The 17649-nt window shown below is 56.0% G+C and carries 19 protein-coding genes and 1 tRNA gene; 15 read left to right on the plus strand and 5 right to left on the minus strand.

The window, feature by feature from the left end:
• Positions 1 to 39 precede the first annotated feature (39 nt).
• Positions 40 to 1152, plus strand: a complete 1113-nt coding sequence (locus FHR99_RS00385; RefSeq protein ID WP_183408566.1) for a tRNA-queuosine alpha-mannosyltransferase domain-containing protein — start codon at positions 40 to 42, stop codon at positions 1150 to 1152.
• 54 nt (positions 1153 to 1206) lie between these two features.
• Positions 1207 to 2220, plus strand: a complete 1014-nt coding sequence (locus FHR99_RS00390; RefSeq protein WP_183408567.1) for a tryptophan--tRNA ligase — start codon at positions 1207 to 1209, stop codon at positions 2218 to 2220.
• Between the two features lie 58 nt (positions 2221 to 2278).
• Here FHR99_RS00390 and FHR99_RS00395 read toward each other — a convergent pair whose 3' ends face one another.
• A complete protein-coding gene (locus FHR99_RS00395; protein WP_183408568.1) occupies positions 2279 to 4318 on the minus strand; it encodes a TonB-dependent receptor in 2040 nt (679 codons plus the stop codon).
• A gap of 222 nt (positions 4319 to 4540) precedes the next feature.
• Positions 4541 to 4627: transfer RNA gene (locus FHR99_RS00400), tRNA-Leu, on the minus strand.
• A 122-nt stretch (positions 4628 to 4749) separates the two neighbouring features.
• Between FHR99_RS00400 and queA the strand changes: the two genes are divergently transcribed.
• Genes queA through FHR99_RS00435 form a run of 7 tightly spaced genes read left to right on the plus strand, consistent with a single transcriptional unit; the run spans position 4750 to position 9359 of the window.
• On the plus strand, positions 4750 to 5811 hold the full coding sequence (gene queA / locus FHR99_RS00405) for a tRNA preQ1(34) S-adenosylmethionine ribosyltransferase-isomerase QueA (protein ID WP_183408569.1): 1062 nt from the start codon (positions 4750 to 4752) through the stop codon (positions 5809 to 5811).
• Between the two features lie 20 nt (positions 5812 to 5831).
• Positions 5832 to 6947 carry a tRNA guanosine(34) transglycosylase Tgt gene (gene tgt, locus FHR99_RS00410; RefSeq protein WP_183410057.1) on the plus strand — a complete coding sequence of 372 codons (1116 nt, stop codon included), beginning with the start codon at positions 5832 to 5834 and terminating at the stop codon, positions 6945 to 6947.
• Positions 6935 to 7252 carry a divalent cation tolerance protein CutA gene (gene cutA / locus FHR99_RS00415; RefSeq protein ID WP_183408570.1) on the plus strand — a complete coding sequence of 106 codons (318 nt, stop codon included), beginning with the start codon at positions 6935 to 6937 and terminating at the stop codon, positions 7250 to 7252. Before tgt ends, cutA begins: the two co-directional genes overlap by 13 nt.
• Positions 7245 to 7844 (plus strand): NUDIX hydrolase, encoded by a 600-nt coding sequence (locus FHR99_RS00420; RefSeq protein WP_183408571.1) that lies wholly within the window; start codon positions 7245 to 7247, stop codon positions 7842 to 7844. Before cutA ends, FHR99_RS00420 begins: the two co-directional genes overlap by 8 nt.
• Positions 7844 to 8377: a gamma carbonic anhydrase family protein gene (locus tag FHR99_RS00425; protein ID WP_183408572.1), complete on the plus strand. Its 534-nt coding sequence runs from the start codon at positions 7844 to 7846 to the stop codon at positions 8375 to 8377. Before FHR99_RS00420 ends, FHR99_RS00425 begins: the two co-directional genes overlap by 1 nt.
• Positions 8377 to 8583 (plus strand): DUF1289 domain-containing protein, encoded by a 207-nt coding sequence (locus FHR99_RS00430; protein WP_246386422.1) that lies wholly within the window; start codon positions 8377 to 8379, stop codon positions 8581 to 8583. Before FHR99_RS00425 ends, FHR99_RS00430 begins: the two co-directional genes overlap by 1 nt.
• 53 nt (positions 8584 to 8636) lie before the next feature.
• A complete protein-coding gene (locus FHR99_RS00435) occupies positions 8637 to 9359 on the plus strand; it encodes a hypothetical protein (protein WP_183408573.1) in 723 nt (240 codons plus the stop codon).
• Here the strand turns inward: FHR99_RS00435 and FHR99_RS00440 are convergent.
• From FHR99_RS00440 to FHR99_RS00450, 3 genes are all read right to left on the minus strand, one after another.
• Positions 9356 to 9814, minus strand: a complete 459-nt coding sequence (locus FHR99_RS00440) for a nitroreductase family deazaflavin-dependent oxidoreductase (RefSeq protein ID WP_183408574.1) — start codon at positions 9812 to 9814, stop codon at positions 9356 to 9358. The two genes, FHR99_RS00435 and FHR99_RS00440, sit on opposite strands and share 4 nt — an antisense overlap.
• A gap of 81 nt (positions 9815 to 9895) precedes the next feature.
• Positions 9896 to 11182, minus strand: a complete 1287-nt coding sequence (locus FHR99_RS00445) for an HlyC/CorC family transporter (protein WP_183408575.1) — start codon at positions 11180 to 11182, stop codon at positions 9896 to 9898.
• A gap of 66 nt (positions 11183 to 11248) precedes the next feature.
• Entirely contained in the window at positions 11249 to 12043 is a 795-nt protein-coding gene (locus tag FHR99_RS00450) for a cytochrome C assembly family protein (protein WP_183408576.1), read from the minus strand.
• 172 nt (positions 12044 to 12215) lie between these two features.
• On the opposite strand from FHR99_RS00450, the gene ffh reads away from it, so the two are divergent.
• From ffh to FHR99_RS00480, 6 genes are all read left to right on the plus strand, one after another.
• A complete protein-coding gene (gene ffh / locus FHR99_RS00455) occupies positions 12216 to 13601 on the plus strand; it encodes a signal recognition particle protein (protein ID WP_183408577.1) in 1386 nt (461 codons plus the stop codon).
• Positions 13602 to 13764: 163 nt separating this feature from the next.
• Positions 13765 to 14019 (plus strand): 30S ribosomal protein S16, encoded by a 255-nt coding sequence (gene rpsP, locus FHR99_RS00460; RefSeq protein WP_183408578.1) that lies wholly within the window; start codon positions 13765 to 13767, stop codon positions 14017 to 14019.
• A gap of 15 nt (positions 14020 to 14034) precedes the next feature.
• Positions 14035 to 14574 carry a ribosome maturation factor RimM gene (gene rimM / locus FHR99_RS00465; RefSeq protein WP_183410059.1) on the plus strand — a complete coding sequence of 180 codons (540 nt, stop codon included), beginning with the start codon at positions 14035 to 14037 and terminating at the stop codon, positions 14572 to 14574.
• 2 nt (positions 14575 to 14576) lie between these two features.
• Positions 14577 to 15317, plus strand: coding sequence for a tRNA (guanosine(37)-N1)-methyltransferase TrmD (trmD, locus tag FHR99_RS00470; protein WP_183408579.1), 741 nt, complete (start codon positions 14577 to 14579; stop codon positions 15315 to 15317).
• Between the two features lie 33 nt (positions 15318 to 15350).
• Entirely contained in the window at positions 15351 to 15710 is a 360-nt protein-coding gene (rplS, locus tag FHR99_RS00475; protein ID WP_183408580.1) for a 50S ribosomal protein L19, read from the plus strand.
• A gap of 130 nt (positions 15711 to 15840) precedes the next feature.
• Positions 15841 to 17619 (plus strand): SLC13 family permease, encoded by a 1779-nt coding sequence (locus FHR99_RS00480; protein ID WP_183408581.1) that lies wholly within the window; start codon positions 15841 to 15843, stop codon positions 17617 to 17619.
• Positions 17620 to 17649: the final 30 nt, after the last annotated feature.

Below are 17649 nucleotides of genomic sequence, written 5' to 3' on the forward strand. Positions count from 1 at the left end.
TAGGCTAGGGTGGCGCCTTTATAAGACGTCACCTCAGCTATGCGAATTCTCGTTTTATCTGCCTATCACGCCGCCAGCCATGACTATTGGCTGCAGGGCATGATGACCGCGCTGCCGGAATATCAATGGGACGCGCTTACCCTGCCGCCGCGCTATTTCAATTGGCGAATTCGCGGCAATCCCCTGAGCTGGCTGAGTAGCGATCAAACTCAGTTGCATGCACGCTTTGATCTGATTATTGCCACCTCCACAGTTGATATTGCGACGCTGCGGGGCTTGGTGCCGGCGTGGCGCAACGTGCCATGGGTGGCGTACTTTCACGAGAACCAATTTGCATATCCGCCTTCGCCGGAGGGCGCCGCGCAACAGCGGGTGGAGCCGCAGATGGTCAACCTTTACGCAGCGCTGGCGGCTGATGCGCTCTGGTTCAACTCGCAATTTAATCTGGATACCTTGCTGGCGGGTTGCGAAGCGCTTTGCCGAAAACTGCCGGATCAGGTACCTGCGGCGGGGTGGTTTAAGAATGTGCGTGCTCGCGCTCAGGTATTGCCGGTACCGCTGGTGCGCATGGATTCACCGGCAAGGGTGAGAGGGTTGGGCGAGCCCTTGCGTGTGGTCTGGAATCATCGCTGGGAGTATGACAAGGGCGTCGATCGCCTGTTAGCACTGGTCTCTGTGCTGAATAAACGCAAGGTGTCTCTGCAATTGACCGTGCTCGGACAGCGATTCCGCAAAATACCGCCCGCCATGGAGGCGCTGCTGGCCTTGCCCCAAGGCAGTGTGACAGTGACTTGCCCGGAATTTATCGCGGATCGGGAGGAGTACCTTGCTTTGCTGCAAAAGCAGGATGTGGTGCTTTCAACCTCTCTGCACGACTTTCAGGGGCTGTCGATCATGGAGGCGGTTCAGGCGGGGTGTGTGCCCTTGCTGCCGGACAGACTGTGTTATCCGGAGTTTTTTAACGAAGCCTATCGCTACCCCGGATTTAAGGATGACTCTGCTGCTGAGAGTGAAGCGCTGGCGGATCAGCTATCGCGCTGGGCAGAGTGGGGGCTGCCGCCAGCGCCTGATATTTTCCGGCTGAGTTGGGAGGCTCTGGAGAAGCCATACCGGCAGGCTATCGGGCAGGCACTTGGTAACAATTTCGGCTGAGAGCCAGTATCATAGGCGCCTTCGTTTACCCTGTGATTATTCTGGAGCCCCTCAGTGTCATCCGACAAGCTTCGCGTTCTGACCGGCATCACTACCACCGGTACTCCCCACCTCGGAAACTATGTGGGCGCGATTCGCCCGGCCATTGCCGCGAGCAAATCCTCTGATTTTGACTCTTACTTTTTCCTGGCGGACTACCACGCCCTGATCAAATGCCACGATCCGGCGCAAGTTCAACAGTCGGCCCGCGAGATTGCCGCCACTTGGCTGGCGCTGGGTTTGGATACTGACAACACCACCTTTTACCGCCAGTCTGACGTGCCGGAAATTCCGGAACTGACCTGGGTGCTGACCTGCGTCGCCGCCAAAGGCCTGATGAACCGCGCCCACGCCTATAAGGCGGCGGTACAAGCCAATGAAGACGAGCAGCAAGACCCGGACTACGGTGTCACCATGGGCCTGTTCAGTTACCCGATTTTGATGGCCGCCGATATTCTCGCCTTTAATGCCCATAAGGTGCCGGTCGGTCGCGATCAGATTCAGCATATCGAAATGGCCCGCGATATCGGCCAGCGCTTTAATCACCTTTACGGCGAAACCTTTACCCTGCCGGAAGCGCAGATTGACGACAACGTTGCGGTATTGAACGGCCTGGATGGTCGCAAGATGAGCAAAAGCTACGGCAACACCATCCCGCTGTTTCTCACCGAAAAGAAAATGCAGAAGTCGATCAACAAGATCAAAACCAATCTGCTGGAACCCGGTGAACCGAAAGACCCGGATACCTCAACGGTATTTCAGATCTGGCAGGCCTTTGCCAGCAAGGATCAAACCGCATGGATGCGCAAGCAGTTCGAAGAGGGCATTGCCTGGGGACAGGCCAAGAAAGAGCTGGGCGGTTTGATTAACGAAGAGCTGTCTTCAGCGCGTGACGAATATGAAAAGCTGATGGCTGATCCAGCCTTTGTGGATGCGGAACTGCGCAAGGGTGCGGAAAAGGCTAGAGCGCGAGCAGGGAAGCTGTTGGCGAAGGTTAAGAAGGCGGTGGGGATTCCGCCTTTGAGCTAATCCTGCTCAGTGTGCACCCTCTCCCTGTGGGAGAGGGTCGGGGTGAGGGAGGTGTTGATTAAAACTCCGCCGTAAACCCCACATAAGCACTACGCGGCTCGCCGATAAAGTAGCGATAGTTACCAAACGCAAAATCCGCTCGCTCTGCATAATCTTCATCGGTCACGTTGGTGACTCGCAGCGAAACTTCCAGACCCTTGGTAAGGCCCTGTGCCAAACGCAGGTTCACCAGATTGTGGCCGTCATACATCGCCGTATTGGCTTCATTCAGGTAGTGCTCGCCGACGTGAACCCATTCCACTTCTGCACTGGTAGTAGAGAAGGGCTTCCACAGCAGTTGGGCGCTAGCCATCTGACGAGGTGCTGTGTCGATCTCGTTATCCTCTACACCCAACACGTCGTTGTCGTACTGGCTCTTGGCGTAGCTGCCCTGAAAGTCAAAACGCAGGTTGTCGAGAATCTTCCAGCCGAGTTCCAGTTCAATACCGCGGCGTAGGGTTTTGCCACCGCTCACGTTTTGGCGATTGCTGTCCTGAAGAATGATGTTGTCTTTTTCCAGACGGTAAGCGGTGATGGACGCACTGACCCGTGACCAGTTGCCGCGCAGACCAATCTCGGCGTTGGTGACTTCTTCAGAATCCAGATCGGCTTTTATCTGGCCGGATTGCAGGCGGTAGAGTTCCGTTGCCTGCGGCGCGCGGAAGCCACGAGAAAAGTGAACGACCGCATCGACGGTGTCGCTGAGGGCTTCGCGGTAGCCGAGGTTTCCAGACCAGTTGTAGAAATTGTCTTTGTCGTCCGCCGGACGGGTATAGCGACAGGGGCTTGCGCAGGGCACACCGTTTTCATCGGTGTTTCCGTCGAGCATGAGGTTATCGTAGTCGTAGCGTTGAATTTCATAGCGAACGCCAGCGCTCAGTTCGCGCTCGACTTTGGGATGCCAAGTGCCGCCGACGAACCATGCAGCGGTTGTTGCATCCACTTCATAGTCATAGTGCTTGCCGCCGGGAAAGCCTGTGCCGAAGCGGGTAAAGGTTGGCGTTTCTTGCGTTTCCCTTAAATAGCTTTCGGTAAGATCAAGATCGAAGCCATAGTGCAGTCGGGTGTGTGAACCCTGGTTGCTGTAAAAAGCAGTTTGCACCCCGGCGCTTTTCTGGCCGTTTTCTTCAAGCGGTGTGCCGGGAAGAAAGTGCTGCAGAAACGCCATTTCAGTGTAACGCAGGTAGGGTGTTACAACAAAGTGCGTGTCCTGACTGCCTTCACGCTCCCAGCGACTATAAAAACGGCCGCTGCTGGTATCGCGGTAGGCTTCGGGGTTGGGGTTGGATTTTTTCAGGGCATCAACCTTGTAAGCATCCTGACCCAGTACAAAACCTGCGGTTTCCTGATTCAGGTTGGTCGCGGTCAGCACATTCTGGTTGCTCCAGGTAGAGCCGGAGTAGTCATAGCGCAGGGTCATCTTCTGCTGGTCGAACCCAGAGTCATCTTTATAACCGCCGTCATGGGCGCCATTGCCGTAAAAACCAAAGCGATGAGTTTCATTGCCCTGGCTGTGCTCCAGCTTTACCCGGCCGTAATCGTGAGGGCCGCCTTCAGCAGAAATTCGCGTGGAGGGTTCTTCGCTTGGGGCTTTGGTGATCACATTGATCACCCCATTCAGCGCGTTCGAGCCGTGCACGGCGGTACCCGGCCCGCGAATCACTTCTACCCGTGCAGCCTGCTCGCTATTGGCGTCAAACAGCTGATTAACGTTACAAAAGCCGGGAGCGCGCAGGGGAATGCCATCCTGTGCCATATAAAAGGCACCGCAGGACCCGCCGCCGGTCAGTACCGCAGAACGAATTGCGGTCAGATGCTCCTGACCATTACCGCGTGAAATCCAGACACCCGGCGCGCGGTTCAACAGTTCATTAATGTGCGTATGGGAAACCCGGTCGATGGCTTGTTCGCCGATCACGGAAAGGCTGTTCAGTGGCTGTTGGGTCTGTTCGATACGGTTGGCGGAAACGATGACTTGTTCCAGCTCGGCACTGAGAACCACAGTACTGGTGCCAGCCAAGAAGGCGGCCAGCAGTGCCTGTTGAGATTTCTGTCGCATGTTACTTCCTGTCAGTCTTTTTTGTTTTTGGGCTGCCGGGAATAAGGGCCTGTCGCAGCGGGATGGAAGTGTAACATTACTGGGGCTTTGTGCCTCAGGCTTGAAGGTAGGTGACTAGATTGTCATGTGGTGCTAGCGCGACGAACCTCTCCGGTTCTCGTCCGGCCGGGGTACACTTGTTCTGAAGCGCAATGGGCTGAATTATCGGAGGGTTTTTTTAAATGGTACCAGAGGCCGGACTCGAACCGGCACGGGTTTTACCCCGGGGGATTTTGAATCCCCTGTGTCTACCAATTTCACCACTCTGGCACAGGATGAAAGAGCGCGCGATTATAGCAACCCGATTGATGGGGTCAAAGGGTTTCACACTCAACTGGAGGGAAATTGCGTTTTCCGGTAACCTTCGCGCCTGTTTTATGATCATTACCCCCATGAAAACCCGCGACTTTCATTTTGACTTGCCCGACGAGCTGATTGCCCGCTATCCGGCTGCCCGGCGCGACGAGAGCCGACTGCTGGTACTTGATGGCGCCCGAGGCGAGGTTCAGCATCGCCAGTTTCCGGATATTCTGGATTTTCTGCGCGCCGGCGACCTGCTGGTGTTCAACAATACCCGCGTGATTCCCGGTCGAATCTTTGGTCATAAGGAAAGCGGCGGCAAGCTGGAATTCCTGGTTGAGCGGGTAACTGGCGAGCGCACGGTGTTGTCGCATGTGCGCTCCAGCAAATCCCCCAAGGCCGGCGCACGGTTGTCGCTGGTGCGCCAGCATGAGGGCGAGGTGCACTCTCACTGCACCATGCTGGGCCGGCAGGGCGAGTTGTTCGAGCTGGAATTTGATGAGCCGGTGCTCACTGTATTGCAAGCCATCGGTCATATGCCGCTGCCCCCATATATAGATCGTGCCGACGAAACCCTCGACGAAGAGCGCTATCAGACGGTTTACGCCGAAAAGCCCGGCGCGGTGGCCGCGCCCACAGCGGGCCTGCATTTTACCGATGAGATTCTGGCCAAAGCCCGCGACAAGGGCGTGGAAACAGCCTTTGTGACCCTGCATGTGGGAGCGGGCACCTTTCAGCCGGTGCGGGTGGAGAATATTCAGGACCACCACATGCACGCGGAATATCTCGAGGTAGACGAAGCAGTCTGCGAGGCGGTGAAAGCCACCCGAGCGCGCGGTGGTCGGGTTGTGGCGGTGGGAACCACCTCGGTGCGCAGTCTGGAAACCGCCTCCCAGTCTGGAGAGATTGCGCCTTACACCGGCGAAAGTGACATCTTTATCTACCCCGGTTATACCTTCCACAGTGTGGATATGCTGCTGACCAATTTCCATCTGCCCGAATCCACCCTGATTATGCTGGTCAGTGCGCTGGCCGGGCGCGAGCAGGTGCTGTCGGCCTACGCAGAAGCCGTCGAGCAGCGCTATCGATTTTTCAGTTACGGGGATGCCATGCTGGTCTTTCCCTCTACGTCTACCCAAGCGTCAGGAGTATAAGCGTGTCCCGCAACTGCGATATGTCTTTCAGTATCAGTGGCAGCGATGGGGAAGCCCGTCGCGGCGAGCTGACCTTCAGTCGCGGTAAAGTGCAGACTCCGGCCTTTATGCCGGTGGGCACCTACGGCACCGTAAAAGGGATGTTGCCGCGGGATATCGAAGAGATCGGCGCGGAAATTATTCTGGGTAATACCTTTCATCTGATGCTGCGGCCGGGCACCGAAGTGGTTAAAGCCCACGGTGACCTCCACGATTTCAGCGGCTGGAAAGGGCCCATCCTGACCGACTCTGGCGGTTTTCAGGTGTGGAGTCTGGGCAAGCTGCGCAAGATTACGGAAGAGGGTGTGAGCTTTCAGTCACCCGTCGATGGCAGCAAGGTCTACCTCGATCCGGAAACCTCCATCGGTGTGCAGCACGATCTTGGCTCCGACATTGTCATGATCTTTGACGAGTGCACGCCGTACCCTGCGACTGAAAAGCAGGCGCGGGATTCCATGGAGCTCTCCTTGCGCTGGGCTGCGCGCAGCCGCGAAGCACACGGCGATCATCCATCTGCGCTGTTTGGCATTGTGCAGGGCGGCATGTACCCGAATCTGCGCGAAGAATCGCTGAAAGGTTTGGCCGAGATCGGCTTTGACGGTTATGCCATTGGCGGATTATCGGTAGGTGAGCCGAAAGAAGACATGCTCAACGTGCTGGATCATCTTGCCCACACCATGCCGGCGGATAAGCCTCGCTACCTGATGGGCGTCGGCAAGCCGGAAGATATTCTCGAAGCCGTGCGCCGGGGCGTGGATATGTTTGACTGCGTGATGCCCACCCGCAACGCCCGCAACGGTCACCTGTTTACCTCGGGCGGTGTGGTTAAAATCCGCAATGCGCGTCATCGCCACGATACGGCGCCGCTGGATGAAAACTGCGACTGCTATACCTGCCAGAATTTCTCGAGGGGCTACCTGCACCATCTGGATCGCTGCAAGGAAATCCTCGGCGCCCAGCTCAATACCATTCACAACCTGCGCTTTTACCAGAACCATATGGCGGGTATTCGCAAGGCGATTGAGAACAATGCGCTGGATGCCTTTGCCGACGCCTTTTATGAAAGCCAGCAACGGGAGGAGCGATGTACAAGCTGATTGTCTTCATACCCGAAACCCATACGGAAGAAGTCAAAACGGCGCTTTTTGCCGCCGGTGCCGGGCGTCAGGGTGACTACGACTGCTGCGCCTGGCAGACCTTGGGGCAGGGTCAGTTCCGGCCGCTGGACGGCAGCAAGCCTTTTATCGGTCAGCAGGGTGAAATTGAAACCGTCGCCGAATATCGGGTGGAAATGCTCTGTGAGGAATCGCGCCTGAAAGCAGTTGTCAGCGCCTTGCGCGACGCTCACCCCTATGAAGAACCCGCCTTTGAAGTGATCCAGCTGGTGGATATTGATGAGTAATTCCCCGCTACTGCAGACCCTGCGTGATCGCATTGGCGATTACGAGGCCCGCACCATTGATGGAGATTACCCGGATGCGGCGGTGGTGGTGGCGGTGAATAACAGCGATCGCCCCGGTGTACTGTTAACTCAACGCTCGCCTAATCTGAGTTTGCATGCGGGTGAGATTGCCTTTCCCGGCGGCAAGGAAGATGACGACGATCACGACCTGCTGCATACCGCCGTGCGGGAGATGGAAGAAGAGGTGGGCGTCGCTGCCGATCAGTTTGAATGCCTGGGCCCGCTGGATCAGCGCATTACCCGCACCAATATCCGCATGACGCCCTATCTGGGTATTCTGTCGGCGGGGCTGGATTTCGAGATCAACTACGGCGAACTGGATGCGGCCTTCTACGTGCCCCTCGACGAGCTGATTGATGGTAGGCTGTTCTCGGTGGTGGAAGTGCTGGACAAGGGTATCACTAAGCGCGTGGCCCGCTTCCAGTTTCAGGAATACGATATCTGGGGCGTGACGGCGATGGTTTTGGCCGACATGCTCAATGAACTGCTCGATGCAAACTTGCCCATCGAGACGCGTACAGGAGAGAAATAATGCTGTTTCAACTGGGTGACCTGAAGGTTCAACGCGAGGGTGACGATCAGTTCATTGCGTATAACGCCACCGTGATCGGCAATGTATCGCTGGCAGAAAAAGTCAGCATCTGGTTTAACGTAGTGGTTCGCGGCGACGCCGAAAAAATCTCCATTGGCGCGCGTACCAATATTCAGGATGGCTCGGTTCTGCACGCAGATCCCGGTCTGCCGCTGGAAATCGGTGAAGACGTTACGGTTGGCCACAAGGCCATGCTGCACGGCTGCAAGATCGGCGATGGTAGTTTGATTGGTATTAATGCGGTGGTTTTGAACGGCGCAAAAATTGGCAAGGGCTGTCTGATAGGGGCCAATGCCTTGGTAACCGAAGGCACCGAGATTCCCGATGGTTCCATGGTGCTGGGTGCGCCCGCTAAGGTGAAGCGCATGTTATCGGACGATGAGCAGGCGGCGCTGAGACTTTCAGCAAGCCACTACGTGGAAAATGGCCAGCGTTTTCGCCGTGACCTCAAAGTAGATGATCAGGCAGATTGATGACGGATAACGCCAACCTTGTAAAAGCTATGCCAGTTAAATCCCCCTGCATCAGTGTGTGTTCGTTGGATGACGACGATCTGTGCGTGGGCTGTTTCCGCACACTGAAAGAAATCACTGACTGGTCTGATTACTCCGAAGACAAAAAGCGCGCCGTGGTCATTGAATCGCGGCAGCGGATGAAAGAGCACTATAATCTCGCCTGATCTATTGATCAGTTATTCAACAATAATAAAACCTTAAAAGAGATGTATACGCTGTGGCGAAACCGCTTTCCATTCGTTTGACCGACGGGCCGGCCCTGTCGCCAGAATTGATACACGAACTCTGGGCCTTGCGCCTCCGCTATATCACCCTGAGCAAGTCAGAAGAGGCCGACAAAGCTTACTTTTCGGAATTTATCTCAGCGGACAATTCGCTGGTGGCGTCTTTTCATGCTCCGGATGGAACCCTTGGCGGTTTTTTCACCATCGCCCAGATTCCAGTAGAACATGAAAGCCGTAAGGGCTTGCTGTTTTATTCCAAGTACTTTTATTTTGATAAGGACTATCGCGGCCACTACAAAACCATGCTTGCGCCGTGGTTGATTCTGCCCAAAGCTTTCCGGCGCTATGGTTTGCGACATCTGTATTTTGTTACCACGGCCTTCCCGCAAAGTTACGTATCGCTGGCGCGCTCCACAGGCAATGTGCGGGCCCTGCACGATGACAAAACCACGGCGTGGGAACGTCACGCGCTGGATTATTTCTCCCGTCATTATTTCGGTGAGGATTGGAAACCTGAGCCCGGCGTGGTGGTGAATCAGAATATCGCGGATTCAGAGTCGGTGGCGCGGGGCGAGGAAGCTCAGCTACTTACTGAGAATTTCGAGCGCTTGAATCCGGCCTGGCGCGAGGGGCAATCGCTGCCCATTATCTTTCCAGTAGATTGGACAACGATTTCCCATTCGTTCAAACGAACCTTTCGACGCCTGCTGCGTTAACCCTCAGTCGGCTCCAGCACGACTACTGGAATCACCCGGTCGCCTGCGGCTTTCTGGTAATCATTGTAGGGCGCGTAGATCGCAGACATCTTGGCCCACAAACGTTCTCTTTCTTCACCGCTGGCGGTGCGGGCTAGTGCCGTCATCTGCTTGCTACCCACGCGAATTTCACACTCAGGGTTGGCCTGCAGATTGGTATACCAGGCGGGATGTTCAGGCGCGCCGCCTTTCGAAGCGATCACAATGTAGTTGCCGTTGTCCTCGCCATAAATAAGCGGCAGGGGGCGCAACTCGCCGCTTTTTTTGCCGCGGGTAATCAGCAGCAGAGTGTGTAGCAGGCCTTTGCCGCCGCCGAGGCTACTGTCCCAGAGGTGAGCTTTTTCCGGGTCGCGCAGGTAGAGTTCAATATGCTCGCGAATCCAGTTGGGGAGGGCGTCGGGAATATCGATTTTCATGGGGTCTTCCTCAAAGCCAAGTGAAGCCGTGAGTTAACCGGATTAGCGGGGTTGGAGTCAAAGTGCGAAAGCGCAACAATGTCAGTCGCTTTTTTTCTTCTTGGTCTTCTTCGGTTTTTTCCAGGCCAGTACGCTTTCAATGCGGTTGTCTTTTAGCGCTTCTATTTCAAAACGGCAGCCGTTGAGGTTGACGCAGCAAGGGCCATCCGGAAAGGATTCCAGATGCTCCAGCAACAGGCCATTCAGTGTTTTCGGGCCGTCTGTCGGTAGTTCCCACTTCAGTGATTTGTTGACGTCGCGAATCGTGGCCGTGCCGTCAATGCGGTGAGTGCCGTCCTTCAGGTTGACGATATCTTTGTTGATCTCTTCCAGCAGGTTGGAGGTGAACTCGCCAACGATTTCTTCCAGCAGATCTTCCAGCGTGATAATGCCCTGCACCACGCCATATTCGTCGACCACTACACCCTGACGGTGTTTGTGTTTCTGGAAGTTAAACAGCTGGGTATGCAGAGGTGTGCTTTCCGGTACGAAGTAGGGCTCTTTGATAATGCCCATCAGCTTGTCCAGATCGACTTCGCCGCGGGTATTGATGCTGCTAATCACATCGCGCTGATGAAGAATGCCAACAATATTGTTGATGTCTTCGCGGAACACCGGCATGCGGGTGAATTCTGATTCCTGCAGGCGCTTCAGAATCACATCGTGGCTGTCTTCGAGATCAATACCGTACACCTCGTTGCGCGGAATCATGATGTCGTCGACCGTGACCTGTTCCAGATCGAGGATATTCATCAGCATATGCTGGTGGCGCTGGGGGATCATCTGGCCGGCTTCGCCGACAATCGTGCGCAGTTCGTCGATGCTCAGGTGTTCGGCGTCGTTTTTGGCTTCAAAGCCGGTGAGGCGCAGAAAGCCGCGGATAAAGTGATTGATGATCCAGATCAGTGGGTGGAGCAGGGCTTTCAGTGGCAGCAGAATATAGCTGACCTTGAAGGCGACGGCCTCGGATTTGTAGGCCGCGATCGTCTTGGGGATGATTTCGGCAAAGACCAGAAACACCAGCGTCAGCAAAATGGAGGCGATCACCACAGCGCTGTCGCCGTAGAGGCGAATGGCGAGAATGGTGGCCGTTGCTGCGGCGAGGTTATTGACCAGATTGTTACCGATCAGAATGGTGCTGATCAGGCTCTCGGGTTCTTCGAGGAGTTTGCTGGCTTTTTGGGCGCCCTTGTGCCCGCTCTTGCTCAAATGACGCAGGCGATAGCGGTTGAGCGCCATCATGCCAGTTTCAGAGCCAGAGAAAAAACCAGAGAGGAGAATCAGAAAGCCAATCAGGCCAAAAAGGAAACCCAGCGGTGCCTCGTTCAAGAAGCCGTAAACCCCGTAATCGAATTCAGGCGGCTATCTTGAAGAATTTCCCCCCTTCTCGCAACCTCAGATGCGATTCAGCAGTATTTCCAGCACGAATTTGGAACCCACGTAGCCGAGCAGCAGCAGAGCGAAGGCAGCCAGCGTCCAGCGGATCGCGGTGCGGCTGCGCCAGCCCAGCTGGTGGCGGCCGATCAGCAGAATACCGAAACAGCCCCAGGCCATAATGGAAAAGGCGGTTTTATGCACCAGATGCTGGGTAAACAGGTCGTCGACATAAAAGAAGCCGCTACCAATGGAAAGTGTCAGCAGAATAAAACCGATCAACACCAGCTCAAACAGCATGGCTTCCATCGTCACCAGCGGTGGCAGCGCCTTGAGGATGCCGCGCAGTTGATGGTGTTTGAGTCGATATTCCTGAATGGCCAGCACGATTGCCTGCAGCGCAGCCATGGTCAGCACGCTGTAGCTCAGTACAGAGAGGGCAATGTGGAACATCATGCCGCCGGGCTGGGCGATCAGTCGAGGTTCAGCCTCGGTGAACAGGGTGATGACCAGAATGACCGCGGTGAAGGGGAAGATCATCACCAGAATGTTGAGCAGGGGGCGTAGCATGCCGCTGATCAGGGTGATGACGACCACAAACCAGCTGATTAGCAGGCTCATTTCGGTCAGGCTGATATTCATGCCTCGCGGGGTAAACATGCCCAGAAAGCTGGCCGTGCCGTGGCAGAATGTGGCGACGATACCCAGCACCAGCGCCAGCTTGTAGCGTGCGTGGCCCTGGCGGATTTCCTGCCACAACAGCACGGTAGCAATCGTATAGAAAGCGATAGCCAGCAAACTGAGAGCCGTATTCATGGTGTGGGTACGCTGTCCTTTAAACGCTGCGCCGTGTCAAAACGGCTGTTTCCGGTGGGGCTCGGGGCATTAGTTCGTTATAATGCCGCCCTTCGATTTTTAGAGCACGATTGTAAGCGTGTTAACAAGGCCCTGTCGACTGAGCGGGGCACGGGCAAGAGAGCTGATTGGCATGTTTGAGAATTTGACCGAACGTTTATCCTCCACCCTGCGCGCGGTGACCGGACAGGCGCGCCTGACTGAGGACAACATCAAGGACACCATGCGCGAAGTGCGTAAGGCCCTGCTGGAAGCTGATGTCGCGTTGCCGGTGGTCAAGGACTTTGTCGATATCGTGCGCGAGCGCGCAGTGGGGCAGGAAGTCAGCAAGAGCCTCAGCCCCGGCCAGCAGTTTGTCAAAATCGTTCAGGAAGAACTCGAAAAGGTCATGGGTTCGCAGGCCGAGCCCCTGAACTTTGCGACCCAGCCACCGGCGATCATTCTGATGGCGGGTCTGCAGGGTGCCGGTAAGACGACTTCGGTAGCCAAGCTGGCGCGCTACCTGCAAGAGAAAGAAAAGAAGAAGGTTATGGTGGTCAGTGCCGACGTATACCGTCCGGCGGCCATCAAACAGCTGGAAACGCTGGCGGCTGATGTCGGTGCGACTTTCTTCCCCAGTACCGCCGAGCAGAAGCCAGTAGATATCGCCAACGCCGCGCTGGCAGAAGCCAAGCTGAAATTCCACGACGTACTGATCGTCGATACCGCCGGTCGTCTGGCGGTGGATGAGGCCATGATGGCCGAGATCAAGGAGCTGCACGGCGCTATCAAGCCGATTGAGACCTTGTTCGTGGTTGATGCCATGACCGGTCAGGATGCGGCGAATACCGCCAAGGCTTTCAGTGAAGCCCTGCCGCTGACCGGTGTGGTGCTGACCAAATCCGACGCCGATTCACGCGGCGGTGCGGCCCTCTCGGTCAAGCACATCACCGGCAAGCCCATCAAATTCCTGGGTGTGGGTGAAAAGACCGACGCACTGGAAACCTTCTACCCGGATCGTATTGCCTCGCGCATCCTCGGCATGGGTGACGTGCTGTCGCTGATTGAAGAAGCCGAGCAGAAGCTCGACAAGAAAAAAGCCGAGAAGCTCGCCAAGAAGATCAAAAAGGGCAAGAAATTTGACCTGGAAGACCTGAAGGACCAGCTTCAGCAAATGCAGAACATGGGCGGCATTACCGGCATGCTCGACAAGCTGCCGGGCATGGGGCAGATGGCCCAGCAGGCCCAGAGCCAGATCGACACCAAGATGTTCAAGCGTATGGAGGCCATCATCGACTCCATGACCCCCGCTGAGCGCCGTAATCCCGACCTGTTGAATGGTTCGCGCAAGAAGCGCATCACACTGGGCTCTGGCACCGAGCTGCAGGATCTGAACCGTCTGCTCAAGCAGCACAAGCAGATGCAGAAGATGATGAAGAAGATGACCAAGAAGGGCGGTATGGCCAATATGATGCGCGGCATGGGCGGTATGATGCCCCCCGGCGGCATGGGTGGCGGCGGCCGCTTTCCGGGTATGTGATCAGCCTGCCCTAAGGCACTGAAAAAACGTTCCATTTCGGCGCGCTTTCCCGTAGAATGTCGCGCCTTTACAGGGTCCGGTTTGTCTTCCGGCGCCTGATACTGATTTGAAGATGGGCTGGCTCTTTCGGGAGTTGGCCAAAAAACGTAGGAAATTCAAAAGCATGGTAACTATTCGTTTGTCACGTGGCGGCTCCAAAAAGCGTCCGTTCTACCACCTGACTGTCACCGACAGCCGCAACTCTCGCGACGGTCGTTTCATTGAGCGCGTGGGTTTCTTCAACCCGATCGCCCGTGGTCAGGAAGAGCGTCTGCGTGTTGATACCGCCCGCATCGAAGAGTGGGTAGCTAAAGGCGCCCAGCTGTCCGAGCGTGTCGCCAAGCTGGTTGAAGAAGCTTCAGCTCAGCAAGCTGCTTAATTCAGCGTCAGGCATCTGGTGAACGCGTCGGATGACCTGGTAACTGTCGGCAAAGTGTCGACAGTTTATGGTGTCAAAGGGTGGGTGAAGCTGTATTCCTACACCGACCCTATGACCAACCTGCTTGAATACCGCGAGGTGTTCATGAAAAAAGCAGGGCAGTGGCAACCCGTCACCATTATGGAAGGACGGCGCCACGGCAAAACCCTGATCGCCGCGCTGGAAGGGGTGGATGATCGGGAAGTGGCCAGAGAACTGGCCGGGTGTGAACTGGCGATTCGCCGCGATGCGATGCCGGCACTGCCCGAAGACGAATACTACTGGCACCAGCTGCAAGATTTGTTGGTGAAAGTGACAGCAGGGGGAGACGACCTGTTGTTGGGCAGGGTAGATCACCTGCTCGAAACCGGCGCCAACGATGTGCTGGTGGTAAAACCCTGTGAGGGCAGTCTGGATGAGCGGGAACGATTGATTCCCTATCTGCCGGGTCAGTTCATCACAGAGATTGATCTCGCCGCCGGTGTCATGCAGGTGGAGTGGGATCCGGAGTTTTAGGGGTGAAAATCGGATTCATCACCCTGTTCCCGGAAATGCTGGCTGCGGTAACGGATTATGGCGTTACTGGGCGGGCCATTAAGAATGGCCTGTTATCGCTTCAGAGCTGGAATCCGCGGGACTTTACTCACGATCGTCATCAAACGGTTGATGACAGGCCCTACGGAGGCGGGCCGGGCATGGTCATGAAGACCGAGCCCCTGAGTGATGCCCTTGCTGCGGCAAGACAGGCATTGCCCAAAGCCAGAGTGGCTTATTTGTCACCACAGGGGCGGCCGCTGGATCAGGCGGCGCTCAGTGAACTGGCAACGCGAGAAGAATGGATTTTGCTCGCCGGTCGCTATGAAGGCGTCGACGAACGTCTGCTACAGGCAGAAGTCGACGAGGAATGGTCGATCGGTGACTACGTGCTGAGCGGCGGTGAGCTGGCTGGCATGGTGATGATAGACGGAGTCGCACGTCTGCTGCCCGGTGTCTTGGGGCATGCGCAATCGGCGGTTGAAGACTCTTTTGTGGATGGCTTGCTGGATTGCCCCCACTACACCCGCCCTGAAGATTACCGGGGCGAGCAAGTGCCGGAGGTACTGCTCAGTGGTGATCATGAACGAATTCGACGTTGGCGGCTGAAGCAGTCGCTGGCAAGAACCTGGGAGCGTCGCCCGGATCTATTGGATCGGGTCACGTTAAACAAAGAGCAACAGGAGCTGCTCGCCGAATATATCAGCGAGCAGACTAGCCAATAGCTGTGAAGCTATGACTTTATTGAGGAGTGTGCCATGAGCAACAAAATTATCGCGGAACTGAATGCAGAACAGATCAAGCAGGATCTGCCCGAGTTCAGCCCTGGCGACACCGTTGTGGTTCAGGTGAAAGTTAAGGAAGGTAACCGCGAGCGTCTGCAGGCCTTTGAAGGTGTGGTACTGGGCAAGCGCAATCGTGGCATCAACTCTGCATTCACAGTCCGCAAAATTTCTCACGGTGTAGGCGTTGAGCGTACTTTCCAGACGCACAGCCCGCTGGTTGACAGCATCACCGTTAAGCGTCGCGGCGACGTACGTCAAGCCAAACTGTACTACCTGCGTGAGCGTAGCGGTAAGGCAGCACGTATCAAAGAAAAGTTGGATACCAAGTCGTAAGGGTATTTCCGCTGCATTTTGGCAGCGTGCTTTTTCGAGAAAGGCATCTCCGAGAGGAGGTGCCTTTTTTCGTTGTGGGGCGTAATTTTTGGGTGCGGAAATCTGGTAGTGGTTTGGTGGGTTGCTCGGTATGAGTTTTGATATCGCCTTTACATTGCTGGTCTTGCTCGGGGTAGTGACGACCCTGATTCACAACCGTTTGCCCGCCGATGCCATCATGCTGGGGGCCTTGTTGGTCCTGTTGCTGACGGGAGTTGTCAGTGTGCCCGAAGCGCTGGCAGGTTTTGCCAACCCGGGATTGATTACAGTGGCGCTGTTGTATGTGGTCGCCGCTGCCCTGCGCGATACCGGTGCTATTTACTGGTTATCTCACCGTCTGCTCGGTCAGCCCTCGTCGAGAGGTAGTGCACAGAGCCGGCTGATATTTCCCACCGCTGCACTGAGTGCCTTTCTCAACAACACCACGGTTGTGGCGATGATGATTCCCGCGGTGCAGGATTGGGCCCAGCGCTTTCGCCTGTCGGTTTCTCACCTGCTGATGCCGCTGAGTTTCGCGGCCATTCTCGGAGGCACCTGCACCCTGATCGGTACCAGTACCAATCTGGTGGTGGATGGCCTCTGGCAACAGCGTGGCTTTGAGGGTTTTCCGATTTTCGAACTGGCCTGGGTCGGCGTGCCGTTGATGCTCGTGGGCGCCTTGTTTATGGCGATCTTTGCACCACGCTTGCTGCGCGAGCGTGAGAGCCCAGTTGCGCAGGCTGAAAACGCCCGCGAATACCGGGTGGAAATGACGGTTCGCGATAACAGCCCGCTGGCCGGCAAGTCGATTCAGCAGGCCGGGCTGCGCAATCTGAGTCACGGCTACCTTACAGACATAGAGCGCGACGGCGAGTTGTTTACCGCCGTAGGGCCAGAGCGCATATTGCAAACGGGTGATGTGCTGACCTTTGTCGGCGCGCCCGAGTGTGCCCGTGAGCTGCAGCGAATTAACGGGCTTGTGTCGACACACGGCAAGGCCCATAAGTTATCGCTCTATCACCATCAGCGGCGTTTAGTGGAAGTGGTGATCGGCCCGGAATTTCCTGCGCTGAATAAATCCGTGAAAGAGGGCGCATTCCGCACCCGCTATCAGGCAGCCATTCTCAGTATCAGTCGCGAAGGCCGGCGTTTGGAAGGCAAAGTCGGTGAAACGGTTTTGGCGGTAGGCGATACCCTGCTGCTCGAAACCAGTGAGCATTTTGTCGAGCAATATCGCTTTCAACGCGATTTTCTGCTGGTCAGCCCTCTGCGTGATTCCACGCCGCCGGATTTTGCTCGCGCGCCGTTGGCGGCTGGCATCCTGCTGGCGATGGTATTGATCAATCTGATTGGTTGGCTGTCGGTGATGGAGGCCGCCGCGCTGGCGGTGGCAGCCCTTCTGTTAAGCGGTTGTGTCTCCGTCGAAAGTGCGCGCCAGAACGTGAGTGTTAACCTGCAGGTGTTAATGGTTATCGCCGCGGCCTTCGGTCTGGGTACTGCGATGGAGGTCAGTGGCAGTGCCGATTGGTTAGTGCAGGGCTTGTTTGCTTTGGGTATCAACAGTCCATGGGTTGCGCTGGTCGCCGTGTACCTGGTGACGACGGTGTTCACCGAAGTGATTACCAACAACGCCGCAGCGGTGTTGATGTTTCCCGTGGCGATGGGCATTGCCGAAAATTTGGGCGTGAGCCCGGTGCCTTTTGTGTTTGCGATTATGTTTGCCGCCAGTGCCAGCTTCATGACGCCGCTGGGCTATCAAACCAACCTGATGGTCATGGGGCCCGGAGGTTATCGTTTTTCCGATTACCTGCGACTCGGCGTGCCGCTGAGTATTTTGGCGGCGGTGGTGACCTTGATTTTGATCCCATTGGTATGGCCGTTTGTAGGTTGATGTCTGCATGTCATTGCGAGCTTTGTGAAG

This window comes from Litorivivens lipolytica, from assembly GCF_014191715.1.
In the GTDB taxonomy this organism is placed as follows: domain Bacteria; phylum Pseudomonadota; class Gammaproteobacteria; order Pseudomonadales; family Spongiibacteraceae; genus Litorivivens; species Litorivivens lipolytica.